Source organism: Streptomyces sp. SAS_272 (genome assembly GCF_052543235.1).
Genome location: NZ_JBMNDR010000046.1, coordinates 58,374 through 72,993, shown reverse-complemented (window position 1 = coordinate 72,993; position 14,620 = coordinate 58,374). Strand labels below are relative to the sequence as shown.

At 72.5% G+C, this 14,620-nt stretch carries 10 protein-coding genes and 1 pseudogene; 4 read left to right on the top strand and 7 right to left on the bottom strand.

Going from position 1 to position 14,620, the window contains the following annotated elements; all coding sequences use genetic code 11:
• Window positions 1-203 (top strand): annotated as a pseudogene (locus tag ACN6LD_RS24730) (hypothetical protein); the annotation flags it as partial.
• On the opposite strand, the gene ACN6LD_RS24725 reads toward ACN6LD_RS24730, so the two are convergent.
• The 3 genes from ACN6LD_RS24725 to ACN6LD_RS24715 form a co-directional block, all read right to left on the bottom strand.
• Window positions 191-1,252, bottom strand: coding sequence for a LacI family DNA-binding transcriptional regulator (locus ACN6LD_RS24725; RefSeq protein ID WP_445044300.1), 1,062 nt, complete (start codon window positions 1,250-1,252; stop codon window positions 191-193). The pseudogene ACN6LD_RS24730 and the gene ACN6LD_RS24725 overlap by 13 nt on opposite strands.
• Before the next feature lie 296 nt (window positions 1,253-1,548).
• On the bottom strand, window positions 1,549-2,112 hold the full coding sequence (locus ACN6LD_RS24720; protein ID WP_319192684.1) for an MBL fold metallo-hydrolase: 564 nt from the start codon (window positions 2,110-2,112) through the stop codon (window positions 1,549-1,551).
• A gap of 49 nt (window positions 2,113-2,161) precedes the next feature.
• Window positions 2,162-2,776: a TetR/AcrR family transcriptional regulator gene (locus tag ACN6LD_RS24715; protein ID WP_319192683.1), complete on the bottom strand. Its 615-nt coding sequence runs from the start codon at window positions 2,774-2,776 to the stop codon at window positions 2,162-2,164.
• Window positions 2,777-2,950: 174 nt separating this feature from the next.
• Here ACN6LD_RS24715 and ACN6LD_RS24710 point away from each other — a divergent pair, with 174 nt between their 5' ends.
• Together ACN6LD_RS24710 and ACN6LD_RS24705 are read left to right on the top strand one after the other, a co-directional pair.
• Complete coding sequence (locus ACN6LD_RS24710) at window positions 2,951-4,606, top strand: amidohydrolase (RefSeq protein ID WP_445044299.1); 1,656 nt, start codon at window positions 2,951-2,953, stop codon at window positions 4,604-4,606.
• Window positions 4,607-4,689: 83 nt separating this feature from the next.
• Window positions 4,690-6,177 carry an APC family permease gene (locus ACN6LD_RS24705; protein WP_319192679.1) on the top strand — a complete coding sequence of 496 codons (1,488 nt, stop codon included), beginning with the start codon at window positions 4,690-4,692 and terminating at the stop codon, window positions 6,175-6,177.
• Between the two features lie 253 nt (window positions 6,178-6,430).
• Here the strand turns inward: ACN6LD_RS24705 and ACN6LD_RS24700 are convergent, their stop codons facing one another.
• Window positions 6,431-7,756 carry a ferredoxin reductase family protein gene (locus ACN6LD_RS24700; RefSeq protein WP_319192678.1) on the bottom strand — a complete coding sequence of 442 codons (1,326 nt, stop codon included), beginning with the start codon at window positions 7,754-7,756 and terminating at the stop codon, window positions 6,431-6,433.
• Between the two features lie 294 nt (window positions 7,757-8,050).
• Complete coding sequence (locus ACN6LD_RS24695) at window positions 8,051-8,518, bottom strand: hypothetical protein (protein ID WP_319192676.1); 468 nt, start codon at window positions 8,516-8,518, stop codon at window positions 8,051-8,053.
• Between the two features lie 688 nt (window positions 8,519-9,206).
• Between ACN6LD_RS24695 and ACN6LD_RS24690 the strand changes: the two genes are divergently transcribed.
• Window positions 9,207-10,721, top strand: a complete 1,515-nt coding sequence (locus tag ACN6LD_RS24690) for a glycoside hydrolase family 43 protein (RefSeq protein WP_445044298.1) — start codon at window positions 9,207-9,209, stop codon at window positions 10,719-10,721.
• Between the two features lie 153 nt (window positions 10,722-10,874).
• Here the strand turns inward: ACN6LD_RS24690 and ACN6LD_RS24685 are convergent, their stop codons facing one another.
• Both ACN6LD_RS24685 and ACN6LD_RS24680 read right to left on the bottom strand, forming a co-directional pair.
• On the bottom strand, window positions 10,875-12,554 hold the full coding sequence (locus tag ACN6LD_RS24685; protein WP_445044297.1) for a hypothetical protein: 1,680 nt from the start codon (window positions 12,552-12,554) through the stop codon (window positions 10,875-10,877).
• A 910-nt stretch (window positions 12,555-13,464) separates the two neighbouring features.
• Window positions 13,465-14,484: a LacI family DNA-binding transcriptional regulator gene (locus ACN6LD_RS24680; RefSeq protein ID WP_445044296.1), complete on the bottom strand. Its 1,020-nt coding sequence runs from the start codon at window positions 14,482-14,484 to the stop codon at window positions 13,465-13,467.
• Between the last annotated feature and the right edge of the window lie 136 nt (window positions 14,485-14,620).

Genomic DNA, 14,620 nt, shown 5'->3' with positions numbered 1-14,620 from the left:
CCCCCCCGACTCGCCCCCGCCCAGGTGGTGCAAACCCCTCAGGCCGCCGTATCGGCGCCCCCACCCAGCTGGGGGGAGGCGCCGAGATGCTCCTGTGGATCAAGGCCCCCGGTGAGTCCGAGGGCAAACTGCGGCGTCGGCGGCGGCTCCTCGGCCGGACAGTTCCTCCCCGAGCCGCCTACAAGACGATCTACGGCTGCTGACGGTCGTGCCGGTCCCGGTTCGCCGCGCGCCGTGTGGACCGGCGGGGCAGCAGCACCGGTTGCACGAGCCGCCGTCGGTCCACACCGCTGCGGGAGTTGATGACGGAGATCAGCAGGTCGACCGCTTCGGTGCCCACGCGGTCCGGGCGAAGTCCGAGGGTGGTGACGGGCGGTGCTGTGCTCGCGTACTCCGGGTCCTCGCTGACGCACGCCACCAGCAGGTCCCGCGGCACCCGAAGACCGTGGCGGCGAGCGGCGGCGAGAATGTTGTGACCGGAGTCGGAGTACACGCCGATGACGGCGTCCGGTCGCGGATCACGGTCGAGGAGGCGGCCGACAGCCCCCTGTTCGGCCGTGAAGTAGTCGGGCAGGGCCGCGTACTCCTCCACGAGGGCGGGCCGGCGGTGCTCGTCGCACCAGCGCCGATAGGCGTGCGCGACCAGCTGCGGGTACGCGTCGTCGTGGCGGGGCAGGGAGAGTCCGATCCGCCGGGCCCCGGACTCCGCCAGGTGGTCGAGCAGGAGGCGGAGGCCGGACTCGTGGTCGGAGTCCACCCACGCGTCGCACGGATGCGGCCGCGGCGGCCGGCCTTCGCTGACCATCGGTATGCCGCGCTCGCGAAGGATGGCGCCGACCGGGTCGTCGGCGCGCGGTTCCACGTGGATGACGCCGTCCATCGGGGTGTTGAGCCACATCCACGGTGACATCGAGCTCGGCATGGTCAGGAGCAGATAGCCGCGCTCGTGCGCGGCCGCCATGGCACTCAGCGTCAGGGCGGCGTAGTACGGGATCTCGGTGTACGAGACGGGGAGGTCACCGTAGGTGGTCATGGTCAGGCCGAGTACGCCGGTGCTGCCGCGGGCCAGGGCACGGGCCGTGCTCGCCGGGGCGTAGCCGAGTTCGCGTGCCGTGGCCAGCACGCGCTGCCTCGTCGTCTCGGAGAGCCGTCCGGTGCCGTTGAGCGCGTTCGACACCGTGGCGGTGGACACGCCGGCCCGTGCGGCCACGGCGTCGAGTGTCGGGCGCCGCCAGACGCGTGAGCTCTCCATGGGCACCCCCACCGCCGTGTGACCGTTCAGGGTGAAGAACGGTCAGTCGACCCGCCGGACCACGGCGGCCGGACGGTCGCCGGGCTGCGGAGTGATCGGATGCCGGATGTCTTCGACGGCATCCTAGGGCGTGTTTCGAGCGTCCCGTGGTGCGCGGCCGGGGCGGGGCCGCGGGCGACCGGTCATCCGCTCGACGTCGGTGTCGAAGAGGCCGGGAACCGACGGGGCGCCCAGTGCCTCGAGGCGGCTGAGCAGGACGGGGGCGCTGCGGCCGAGCCTGGGCCCCTTGCCCCCGGTCAGACAGGCGTCGACGGCGACGGCGTGAAGGGCGCCCCGTGGCCCGGCACGATCAGCGCAGGGCCGAGGGCCAGGACCTTCTCCCTGGCCGCCCGCAGCTGCTCGCGATCGGGCGCGAAGGGGTCGTCGGCGGGTCCCTCGGCGGTCCACCACAGATGGGTCAGGACCACCAGGCCCTCGGCGGCGCCGACCAGGGTGCTGACGTCCTCGGCGGTGTGGCCGGGGGTCGTCATGAGCGTGATCGACGGCGACAGCCGGTATCCGTCGGCGTCGCGGTCCTCCCAGACGTCGTTCCGGTAGATCGCCATGTGATCGTGGAAGCGGGCCTCGGGGAAGAGAGCCGCGTTCAGGGTGTGGTCCGGGTGGTGATGGCTGAAGATCACGTCGGTGACGTCCTCGGGGCTCAGCCCGTGGTGCGCGAGCGGGTCCAGGATGAGCCGACGGTCCGCGACCATGCCCGGATCGACGATCGCGACGGTGCCGCCGTCGACGAGCAGGGTGACGGTGCCGGCCACCCGCTCGTCGGCGTAGCCGGTGGTCAGGACGTGGAAGGCGGCGGTCATGAGGGGCTCCTCGGGTGACGGGTGCGGCATGGGCCGCCGGACGATCCGGTCATCGGGGAAGCAGCGCCCGGAAGCCGGTGAGCAGGGCCCGCAGACCGGTGTCGAAGGCGAGCTCGGCCCGGCGGTGGTCGGTGGGGGTGTCGTCGAGTGCGGCGCTGAGGTGCGGGGCCGCCTCACGGGTCACGTCGGAGACCATCACCGGCGGGGCGACGAGGTCGAGGGCCGAGCCGAGGATGAAGTTCTCCAGGGCGTTGATCAGGGGCATGACCTGGCCGGCGCCGAAGCCGGCGGTCAGCAGGAGTTCGGCGACCCGCTCGTACATCGCGTGCATGAAGGGTTCGGCCAGCGGGGCAGTGGCGAGCAGTGGCACCGCCCCGGGGTGGGCCGCGAAGGCCGTGCGATAGGAGCGGGCCCACGCCTCCAGGGACTGCTCCCAGGGCTGTGACGGGTCCCAGTCGTCAGGTCCGGTCTCCAGGGCCAGCTCTTCCCTCATGAGCGAGATGATCTCTTCACGACCGGACACATGGTGGTAGAGCGCGGAGGGAGCGACTCCGAGCTCGCGGGCCAGGGCGGGAATGCTGAGGGCGCCCTGCTCGTCGGCGATTCTCAGTGCTCCCGCGCCGATGCGCCGACGGTCCAGCAACGGGGTGCGCGGCCTTGGCACGTGGGCTCCTCCTCCTGGGTCTGCCGGGCGGCGCGGCGCCGCCCGCGTGTCGTCATCCGAACTTTACCGAATGACTTTCAGTAAAACTCTTCCCGGCCGTTCGAACGCCGCCTACATTACCGAAACCGAATCGGTTTCAGTTCGGTTGCGAGCGACGGGAAGGGCATCACCGCCATGCAGGCCGACATCGTGTTCACCCGAGGGACTGTCAGGACCGGGGCCGCAGACGGCCCGGCGCCCGACGCCCTCGCCGTCACGGACGGCAGGATCAGCGCGCTCGGGGCGCAGGCGCTCGACGCCCGCGGCAGCGGCACCGTCGTGGTCGACCTGCAAGGAGGCGCCCTGCTGCCCGCGTTCGGCGACGGGCACGCGCACCCCGTGATGGGCGGCTTGGGACTGCTCGGCGCACCCGTCCGCGAGTGCGCCTCCGTGGAGGAGATCGTCGAGGCGGTACGGCACTGGGCCGACCGGCACCCCGAGGCCGAGTGGATCACCGGTGACGGTTTCGACGCCTGGCTGGCACCCGACGGCCGGTTCGACGCCCACTGGCTGGACAGGGCCGTCCCCGACCGGCCCGTGGTGCTGCGCACGATGGACCACCACACCGCCTGGGTGAACAGCGAGGCGCTGCGCCGGGCCGGGTTCTCGGCCGGCACGCCCGACCCGGACGGCGGGGAGATCGTGCGCCGCAAGGACTCGGCCGAGCCCCTGGGCACCCTGCGCGAGTTCGCCGCCGTGCTTCCCGTCCTCGACCTCGTCCCGCAGCCGTCCCACGACACGCAGGTGGACGCGCTGCGCGCGACCGCCGCCCGGTTCGCCGCCTCCGGGGTGACCTGGGTGCAGGACGCCTGGGTGGAACCGCACCACGCCGACGTCTGGATCACCGCGGCGACCAGCGGTCCGGGACTGCCGATCCGCGCCGACCTCGGCTTCTTCCTGGGCCCGGAGCACTGGCGCGAGCGGGTCGGCCGGCTCGCCGCCGAGCGCGAGCGGGTGGAGGGCGCCGCCCCCGGGCTGCTCACCGCGCACACCGTGAAGTTCTTCGCCGACGGGGTGATCGAGTCCGGCACGGCCGCTCTGCTGGAGCCGTACACCGACTGCCCGCACTCCCACGGCATCGCCAACTGGACTCCGGCGGAACTGGCGGACGCCGTCACCGCGATCGACGCTCTCGGTTTCCAGCCGCACATCCACGCCCTCGGCGACAGCGGTGTCCGGGTCGCCCTGGACGCGATCGAGGCCGCGGCCCGAGCCAACGGCCCCCGCGACCGACGCCCGGTCATCGCCCACGCCCAGCTGATCCACCCCGCTGACCTGCCACGCTTCGCCGAACTCGGGGTGATCGCCAATCTGCAGCCGCTGTGGGCCCAGCCCGACCGGCTGATGACCGACCTCATCCTGCCGAAGATCGGCCCGAAGCGCGGCGCGCGCCAGTACCAGATCGCCGCCCTGCTCGCGTCCGGCGCGCACATCGCGTTCGGCAGCGACTGGCCGGTCACCGATCACGAGCCCCTGCGGGGCATCGCCACCGCAGTGACCCGCCAGACACCCGAGGGATTCCCCGACGGCGGCTGGCTTCCCCAGGAGCGGATCGACACCGTGACCGCCCTGGCCGCCTACTCCGCCGGATGCGCCTACCAGGCGTTCGAGGAGGAGAAATGGGGCGTTCTACGCCCCGGCATGCGCGCCGACCTGGTGCATCTCGCCGCCGACCCGGTCGAGACCGCTCCCCGAGACCTGGCACACCTGCCCGTCCTCGGGACCTGGCTCGCAGGCCGGCGCACGCACGACTCCGGCACCCCCGACACCGTGTCCGCCGTGGAACGATAGCCTCTCGGCGTCGTCACGGCCGGGCCCGCGTGCCAGGGACAGTCACCTCCCCCGTCGACCTCACGCATCACGCGGAGACCTCCATGACCGAGCCCCGCACCTCCCTCACTCCCCAGCAGCCCCCGGCGGCCGCCGGGACTGATCCGAGCGGCCGTCTGCCGCGCGCCGCCCTCGGCGTCAGCGACATCGTCTTCTTCGTCGTGGCAGCCGCCGCGCCGCTCACCGTCATGGCCGGCCTCGCCCCGCTCGCGATCCTCTTCGGCGGCATCGGCGCCCCCGTCGCCTATCTGGCGGTCGGCGTCGTGCTGTGCCTGTTCGCGGTCGGTTTCACCGCCATGACGCCTTACATCCGCAACGCGGGCGCCTTCTACTCGTACATCGCCCGGGGACTGGGCCGCCCGGCCGGGCTGGGCGCCGCCCTGCTCGCCGTGTTCTCCTACAACACCCTGCAGATCGGCACCTACGGGGCGTTCGGCTTCTTCGCGGCCGCCACCGCGGACGATCTCCTGGGCGTCGACCTGCCCTGGCCGGTCTACGCCTTCACCGGGATCGCCGTGGTGTGGTTCCTCGGCTTCCGGTCGATCCACGTCGGCGCCAAGGTGCTCGCCGCCCTGCTGGTGGCGGAGACCGCCGTCCTTGCGCTGCTCGCCGGCGCGATCCTCGTCAAGGGCGGCGCGAACGGGCTGAGCCTCGCCTCCTTCGCCCCCTCCCACGTCTTCACCTCGCAGATGAGCGCACCCCTGGGCCTCGCCGTGGCCGCCTTCATCGGGTTCGAGGCCACCGCCCTCTACCGTGAGGAGGCCCGTGACCCCAACCGCACCGTGCCCCGCGCCACCTACCTGGCCGTCGGATTCCTCGGCCTGTTCTACACGTTCGTCGTCTGGGTCATCGTCCAGGCCTTCGGGAACGACGGAGCCGTCGGGGCCGCGGCGCAGAACCCCGCCGAGATGTTCTTCACCGCCATGACCCGCTATGTGGGCGGCTGGGCCACCGACCTGCAGCGCGTGCTGATCGTCAGCAGCCTGCTGGCCTCCCTCCTCGCCTTCCACAACGCCATCACCCGGTACGGCTACGCGCTGTCCGCCGAGGGCGTCGCCCCCGCCGCCCTGGGGCGCATCCATCCCCGGCACGGCTCCCCCTGGGTCTCCGGCATCGCGCAGACCGTACTGGCGGTCGTCGTCACGGCCGTGTTCGCCGCGATCGGCGTGCACCCGTACAACGAGTTCCTGCTGTGGGTGAACACCCCCGGTGTGGTCGGCATCCTCGCGCTGCAGACGCTCGCGGCCTGCGCCGTGGCCGCCTTCTTCCGTCGCAGCCCCGGCGCCCACACGGTGGGACGTCTGCGCACGGTCGCCGCGCCGGTGGCCGCCGCCGTCCTCCTCGCCGTGATCACCGGACTGGTCTGCACGCGGCTCAATCTCTTCACCGGCGCCGCACCGCTCGTCAACTGGACCCTGATCGCGCTCACCCCGCTCGTGTTCGGGACCGGGGTGGTCCTCGCCCTGCGCATCCGCCGCAACCGGCCCGACGTCTACGCCGGGCTCGCCACCACCGACGTGGACTCCGTCTGACCGAGGGCACGAGGCGGCGCCGCCGCGGGACGTGACGTCACCGCGGCGGGCCGCCGCGGCCCGCGAGACACGGCACCGCGGTGACGGTTTTGCGGCCGGCCCGCCTGCGCCGAGGTCGTCGTCACCGGCCACGGGTCCGTAGGCCGAGGTGACGACCGGAGCTGCTTGCGGGCGCCAGGCGCTCCGCAGGCAGCTCCGGTGATCGTGAAGCGGCGGTGCTCCGGCACACCGTGGACCGGCGGCCGGACGGGGCTCAGGCCAGGCCGAACCGCTCGGCGTGCACCTGCCGCCGGGGAACCCGCAGGCTGCGCAGGGCGCTGAGCACAGCCGCGGTCATCGCGGGCGGGCCGCAGACGTACACGTCGCGTTCGGCGACGTCGGGAACCATGGCCCGCAGGTTCTCCGGCTCGAACGGCGGGCTGCCCTCCCCCGTGCGTCCGGTGAGCAGGTGCAGCCGCCCACCGCGGTCCGCGACCAGGGTCCGTACCTCGTCGACGAGCACGGCGTCGTCCTCGCTGCGTACCCGGTAGAGCACGACGACGTCGCCCGGCGGCTCCTCCTCGAGCAGGGCTCGAACGGGTGTGATCCCCACCCCTCCGGCGATCAGCAGGGAGCCGGGGCGTCCTCGGTGCAACGACGTGAACGCGCCGTAGGGGCCTTCGACGAACGCGCGTGCACCCACCGGAAGACGGCGCAGTCCGGCGCTTGCGGCGCCTGCCGCCTTGGCCGTCAGCCGCAGCGTGCGGCCGTCGGGCGCAGCCGACAGCGAGAACGGGTTCGCCAGCCACCAGTGGTGGTGGTCGGGGAACCGCCAGATGCAGAACTGCCCGGCCCTGGCCGGCAGCTTGTCGAGGCGCCGGCCGGTGACATGCACGGACACCACGTCGTCCGACTCCACCACCACCTCCGCGACCCGGAAGCGGTGGTAGGAGTTGCGCCACACGGGCAGCGCGATCCGGCCCACGACCAGGGCGCCGAACGCGAACAGCCAAAGGGCCCACCAGTAGAGCTTCGCGGCCGGGGAGGAGCTGAAGGTCGTGGTCTCCTGCAGCTGATGGACGAACGCCAGCCCCAACGCCAGGTACAGCAGCAGGTGCAGGCCGTGCCAGGTCTCGTACCGCAGCCGCCGCCGCACATACCGGGCGGAGACCGCGGCGACCACGACGAGGACCGCCGCGGCGCACATCCCGAGCAGGGAGGCCGGCACTCCGGCCAGTGAGAAGAACGTCTTCGTCATCGACGTGCCGCTGAGCCGCGCATAGCCCACTACCACCAGCACGGCGTGGGTGAGGACGGTCCACAGCAGGGTGAACCCGACCCACCGGTGCCACACCGTCAACCGGTCCATGCCGATACGGCGGTCGAGCCACGGCAGTCGTGCCACCAGCAGCAGCTGGAACAGCATCAGCACGGCGGCGTGCAGCCCGAAGAACTTGGCGACGGTGAGCACCCCGTTCTTGCCGGTCCCGGAGGTGAGGAACAGGGCCTCCACGATCACCGAGTTGATGATGACGAACGTCCACAGCGCCCACCGCGCCGCAACGACCGGAGGTATGGTGCCTTGCCGCACCCGTGACATCGTCGCCTCCACCGCTTCCCCTCTTGTTTCATGTGACGTACATGGCCGACGGCGGCACCGCGACCGTCGATGCTCTACAGGCCGAGCTCCGGCGCTCCTGCCGCGGACCCGCCGCCGTCGCTGGGTACGCTGGGTGATTAAGGCCTTAACCACAAGCTGCCGCAGGGTTGTTGGAACATCCGTGACCTGTCACGGCGGCGCGCGCTTCCGCGAGGCCCACGCGGACGGCGGCCACCTCGCCGCACCGCGCGCACGGACCACGACGCGGCCCGGGCGCTCGCGGAGGACGGCTCCTCAGCGCTCGTCGCCGCGCACCGGGGTGTCGTCGAGTCCGCGGAGGCTGTCGGTGTGGTGCCGGCGGCGTTCGGCGAGGAGTGCGGTGATGTCGTCGTCGGTCGTGGCCGGGAGTTTCTCGAGGTGCCCCAGCAGGTTGTCCTGCTGTTCATGGCAGGAGCCGCGGACGTGGGCGATCGTCCGGGTGGTTCCACCTGCGGCGAGCAGCAGGCGGTGGGGCAGGCCGTACCAGGTGTCGAAGCCGGCGGTGACCGCCTGCCACAGGTGCCAGACGTCGTCGGGACGGCGGTGCTCGGCGAGCAGGAGCGCGGCGACCTCGATCGTGTGGCTGAAGCCCCAGCAGTGGCGGTGGAACCGTGTCTCCTGGTCCAGCAGGAATCGGGCGAAGTCGTGGTCGACCGGCCCCGGGCCGAGGATGAGCGCGTCAAGGACGTCCCTGCGGTCCTGCCACCACCGGTCGAGGGGCACGCCGGCCGCGTCGTGGGCTGCTTCGAACCGCAGGAGGTCCCAGCGCTCGGGGTCCGCGGTCCACCAGGCCGGTTCGAGGGCGGCGCTTCTGTGTCGGCGGGCAGCCGTGCCGTCAGGAATGGCGGTCTCCCTCGTGGCCGGGTGCGCGGAACGCGGTGACCGACCGGTGCGGCCGGACCGGGCAGGGCCGGCGGCGAGCGGTGCACCCGGCCTGCTTCCCCCTGGGTCGCGCGGACGGCACACGTCTCGCGCGGCGTTCGCGCATGCCCGGAGCGTACGGCAGGCCGCCGTCCGCCGTACAGATCACCGCACACCCTCGTACAGATCACCGCACACCCTCGTACAGATCACCGCACACCCTCGTACGACGGCACCCGCGCCGAGGACGCACTTCGCCGCCCTGGCACCCGCCGTCGAAGCGCTTCGAATGCTCCGCGCCGCCTCCACGGCCGTCGATCAACCAGCAGAGGGCAGTATCCGGGGCAAAGGCACTCTTGATATGCGCGAAACCCGTCCGTTAGCTTACGGACGTGGTGAAGCGCTTCGACAGCCACTTCCCCGCCGGACGGCCTCCGCCTCCGCGGCGTCCGCCGTCGTGCTCCGCATCGGCCCCACGGACCCGACGCTCCCCCGACCGGCGCACGCCCGCATCCCGTACCGACGAGACACCGACGAGAGGACCTCTCAGGTGCCCCCTCTGCGCCAGCCCGACGGACCCGTCGCCAACCCCGTGATCTCCGGCTTCCACCCCGACCCCAGCGTCTGCCGCGTCGGCGACGACTACTACCTGGCTTGTTCCAGCTTCGAATACTTCCCCGGGGTGCCCCTCTTCCACAGCCGTGACCTGGTGCACCGGACCCAGATCGGCAACGCCTTGGACCGGCCGGGCCAACTGCGTCTGCCCGCGTCCATGCCGTCCTCCGGCGGGATCTACGCTCCCACCCTGCGCCACCACGACGGCCGCTTCTGGCTGATCGTCACCAACTGCAGCGAGGGCGGCGGCAACCTCATCGTCACGGCCACCGACCCGGCCGGACCTTGGTCGGACCCCATCTGGGCGCCGGGGGTCCCCGGCATCGATCCCGACCTGGTCTGGGACGAGGACGGCACCTGCTGGTGCACGGTCGCCGGGGTCTCTCAGGTCCGTATCGACCCGTCGACCGGGCAGACGTACGGCACACCTCACAGGCTCTGGTCCGGCGGTCCCGGCGCCAAGGCCCCGGAGGCCCCGCACCTGTACCGGATCGGCGACCACTGGTACCTGCTCATCGCCGAGGGCGGCACCGAACGCTGCCACGGCGTCTCCATCGCCCGCGGCCGTACGCCTGCGGGCCCGTTCGAGCCGTGCCCGGCCAACCCGATCCTCACCCATCGGGGCACCGACCGTCCCGTCCAGAACACCGGGCACGCCGACCTGGTCCAGGGTCCCGACGGCTCCTGGTGGATGGTGCTGCTCGGCGTCCGGCCCGGCGGCGGCACCCCGGGCTGGCACGTGCTCGGTCGGGAGACCTTCCTGGCGCCCGTGACCTGGGTGGACGACTGGCCGGTCGTCGGCGAGGTCACGCTGACCCTGCCCGCGTTGCCGTGGCCGCTCTCCCCCGGCCCCGTCGAGGAGCAGCGGGACGACTTCGAGCTCGCCGAACTGCGACCGTCCTGGGTCTCCCTGCGCGACCGGCCCGCCGAACACTGCACCACCGAGGAGCGCCCCGGCTGGCTGACGCTCCGCGCGCGGGGCGGTTCCCTGGACGAGCCCGACGTGGTGTTCACGGGCCGGCGCCAGCGGCATCCGTACTGCCGGGCGCGCACGCTGGTCGACGCCGCGGAGGGAAGCGGCGGTCTCGCCGTCCGGCTCGACGAGCGGCACCACTACGCGATCGAGGCGTCCGGCACGCGGGTGCGGGTGATCGCGCGCGTCGGGTCCCTGCGCACGGTCGTGGCGGAGGAGTCCGTGCCGGCCGGACCGGTGGTCCTCGCCGTGACGATCACGGAACCGCCCTCTCCGCACGGACCGTGCACGGGACCCGACGTCGTCTCCCTCGGCGTCGAGCAGCCCGACGGCACGGTGACCGACCTCGCGACCCTCGACGGCCGCTATCTGTCGACCGAGGTCGCCGGGGGCTTCACGGGTCGGGTCATCGGCATGTACGCCGCGACGGGCGCCGTCCGCTTCGACTGGTTCGACTACGAGCCCCTCGACGACTGAGCCGCGCGGCCCCACGCCGGGCCGGGCAGCCCTGCAGGGGCCCTCGGCAGGCGGTGATCGGACCCCGTTGCCCAGATCCGCCGGCGGGACGCGAGCGACCTCGGCGGCCGGTCCGTCTCCGCCGGACACCCGCCCGGCGGAGACGGCGGTTTCTCACCCGGGCGGCGGGCAGCCGCTCTCGTCGACGGACTCCGCGGCGTAGTCCGAGGTCAGCCGGTACACGCCCGCCCGGGGCACGGTCAGCCGGGTCCACGGGCCGTCCGGGGCGACGCACGCTCCCTCGGCCCGCAACCAGGGTGAATACGCGATCCGTACGGTGCTCGTCCCGGGGCCGGGCATGCTCAGCGTCAGATCCGCCTCTCCCGCGCGCAGCAGCTCGGCCGGGGCGGAGACCAGCGGCAGGGTGTCGCGGACCCGGTAGATCTTCCAGTAGCGGTCCTGCCAGACGGGCTCCAGCCAGCGCTGTCCCTCCTTGATCAGAGCCGTCTCGCGCTCCGCGGACCGATCGGGCGTGCCGTCGTGGAGGACGACGAAACCCACCGCCCAGTGACGCAGCCAGGCGTAGTACGTCGGCCCGTCGAGGTCGCCCTCGTAGAACAGGCGTCCGCGTTCGACGTCCAACTGCTGGTTCCAGCCACGCATCAGCTCGAAGTGGGGGCCGAGGAGGGTGGCCCCGCGGTGGTCGTCGTCCGTCGGCAGCTCGACCCGCCCGCGGTCGGCGCCCAGCCGGTCGAGCGCGGCGATCACGCCGTCGGTGTGCGTGACCCAGCCCGGAACGGGGTCCGGGCGCCGCAGATGCGTCAGCGACGTCGCACAGAGGTAGGCGACGGAGAGAGCGGTCACCAGCGCCGTCGCCCGCATGCGGGTTCGCCGGCCGCCGTGACGGAAGGCCCCGCTACGGCGGTGCAGCGCGGCCGCGAGCAGCACCGCGGGCGCGAAGAGCAGGGCGAGGCGCTCGACGTTGTTGCCGACCGGCGAGGGGACCATCCAGGTCAGCACGACCCCGACGGCGTACACGACGCTGCCGGCCCGCACCACCCGCCACTCCCGCGGAGACGCCCACACCACGGCGGCGGACAGCAGCAGGGGCAGGATCATGCGGCCCGCGGCCATGGGCTGTTCGCCCTGGAAGGGGAAGAGCAAGGTCGTCACGCCGACGACGGCGACGGGCGGGAGCGTCAGGGCGAGACACTTGCCGTACTGCCGGTCGACCAGATATCCGGCGCCGGCCACCAGCAGGAAGAGCCCGGCCACCGGGCTGCCCATGGTCGCGAACAGCGCCCCGAGGGCCGCGGCGGCAAGCCGGGCGGGCCGGGGCGCACGGTCGGCGACGGCGAGCAGGCCCGCGAGAGCGAAGGCCAGGCCGAGCGCGAACGTGGTGCGGCCGAGCACGACGTTGTACCAGAGGCCCAGCGCACCGACCAGCGCGGGCCACATCGACACGCGCGGAAGGGTGCGCTCCAGCAGGGTGGCCAGCACCCAGGTGGCACTGATCCCGGACAGCACGGAGACGGCGCGGACGCCGCACAGAGCCATCAAGTGCGGTGATATGACGCTGTAGTTGACGGTGTGGACGCCGCCGAACCAGAAGAGTCCGTACGGCGTGGCCGGGTGCCTGCCCACGAACCCCGCCCACGCGTACTGCGCGGCGAGGTCACCGCCGTCCGTCGCGAGGACGGCGTCCCACCCCCAGTACAGGGGGAGGAAGGCGGCGATGGCGAGGAGCGGGACGCGGTACTTCGTCGACTTGGGCCACCGGCGTTCCCGGCGCAGTACCGGTAGCGGTGGTCGCAGTGAGGAGGGCGCCGACAGGGTGGAGGTCTGTGGGGGCATGGTGGCTTTCCCGGTGCGGTACGGACGCGGTACAGGCCCGCCGTGGAGTTCGTGGCCCCGAGGGCTCCTGGAACTCACGGACCTGTGCGGGCGTCACGGCCGGGCCTCTCCCGTCCGTCGCGCCCACGCGCCTGTCGCGCACGCCGTCGGCACCGGAAGCGGCACCGCCCGGCCCCCGCCCGGCGGCCGGTCGTCCAGCCCGCGGTGGTCGCTCAGCAGGCCCCCGTCGGCGAGTCTCCCGTCCGCTGCGACAGCGTGGGCGGTGGACCACGCCGCGCGGAGTGCGCAACTCGCTGACAGCGCCAGCACCAGGAGGCCGACTTCATGCACTGAACTGCTCCGGAATGGGTGGAGGACCCGGACTCGGGCCTCCTGCCCGGGCAGGCCACGGACGACAGCCGGTTCGCGCTTCCGACCATGATGTTGTGGACCACATCCCGGGCCGGCAACCCCCACCGGCTTGAACAGAGGCTATTTCCACAGGTCAACCACATGCAAGGCGTGTGCAGCGCGGAGGAAGAACCCGCAGGTCTCGCCAGGTGTCGTAGGCGCCGAAGCAGTCTCGCGACCTGTGCGGCCGTGCGCGAATCGCTGCTCATCCCCCATCCGCTGCTCCTCCCCCTCCGCGTCGGCTGTCGGGGAGATGTCCGAAGGAAGGCGCGGAGGACCTCGTGAGCGGCCTGCCCGTCTCCGTGTCCCTCGGCGCCCGGCCCGCCGCTGTCGGCCGGAGCCGGCGATCGAGATCGCCGTGGACGTCATGCGCGAGGTCGCCGAACGCTCCCGAGCGGTCGCCTCCTCCCGCCGCGGCTCCGCCGGCCGCACCGGACGGCCGTCACAGAGCCGTCGTCCCCGGCGGTCCGCCGGATCACAGGGGCGGCGGGGGCGGCGGAGGGCAGCGGGAACCGGCGGCTCAGGTCGATTCGCGCACGACGAGACGGCAGGGCACGGTGTGCAGGCCGGGTTCGGGTTCGGAGCCGATGGCGTCCAGCAGGCGCAGGGCGGCTTGACGGCCGATCTCGGAGAGGTCCGTGTCGATCGTGGTGAGCGGCGGGCGGCAGGCCAGGGCCATGACGTCCCAGTTGTCGTAACCCACGATCGCGACCCTGCCGGGAACGTCCAGCCCGTTCTCGCGCAGTGCGTCGGCGACCCCCCTGGCGATCTGGTCGTTGCCGCAGAAGAAGGCGTCCGTGTCGGGCGCCGTCCGCAGGACCGCCTCGGCGGCTCGGCGGCCCCATGCCTCGCTCCACTCGCCGAAGTGCACCCGGCCGGTGGCGAGCTCCAGCGAGGAGCGCTCGAGCAGCTCCACAGTGTGGTGGGCGCGGTCGCGGGCGGCGGCGTGGTGGGCCGGACCGGTGACGTGCGCGATCCGGGTGCGGCCGGTCGTGAGCAGATGCTCGACGGCCAGCTGCGCCCCGCTCCGGTCGTCGGAGACCACGGAGATGTCGTCCGGGTCCGTGGACGGAGAGAGCGCGTAGACCGTCGGGATCGGGTCGATCCCCTTCAGGGGCGGCCGGGGATCGGTGCGACGGCCGGTCACGATGATGCCGTCCACCCGCCGGTCCATGAGGTTGCTCAGATGGTGCTGTTCCCGGATGGCGTCGCCGCGGGTGTCGCACAGCAGGACGGAGATCTTCCCGGCGCCGAGCGCGTCCTCGGCGCCCAGCAGCACGGGGGTGCTGAAACGGCCGATGCCGTCGGTCGTCATCAGCCCGACGGTCCAGCTGCGGCCGGTGTGCAGGCTCTGCGCATGCTGGTTGGGACGGAAGTCGAGCGTCTCCACGGCCGCGAGGACCCGCTCCCGGGTCTCGGGCCGCATCCTGCCGCTGCCGTTCAGCGCTTTCGAGGCTGTGCCGACACTGACGCCGGCCAGCTTGGCGACATCGGCGAGCTTGGCCCGCCCGCTCGGTGGAGAACCTGGAACGGCGGTCACGCGCAACCCTTTTCCTAGACGACCTCGGCGACGTACATCCTGACACCGTTCACGGCCGCTGAACAGCCCTGCCCCCGACAGCGAAGATACTTGCGCGTACCTCTTGACTCACGCTCCTCACCTTCCTACCTTTCCG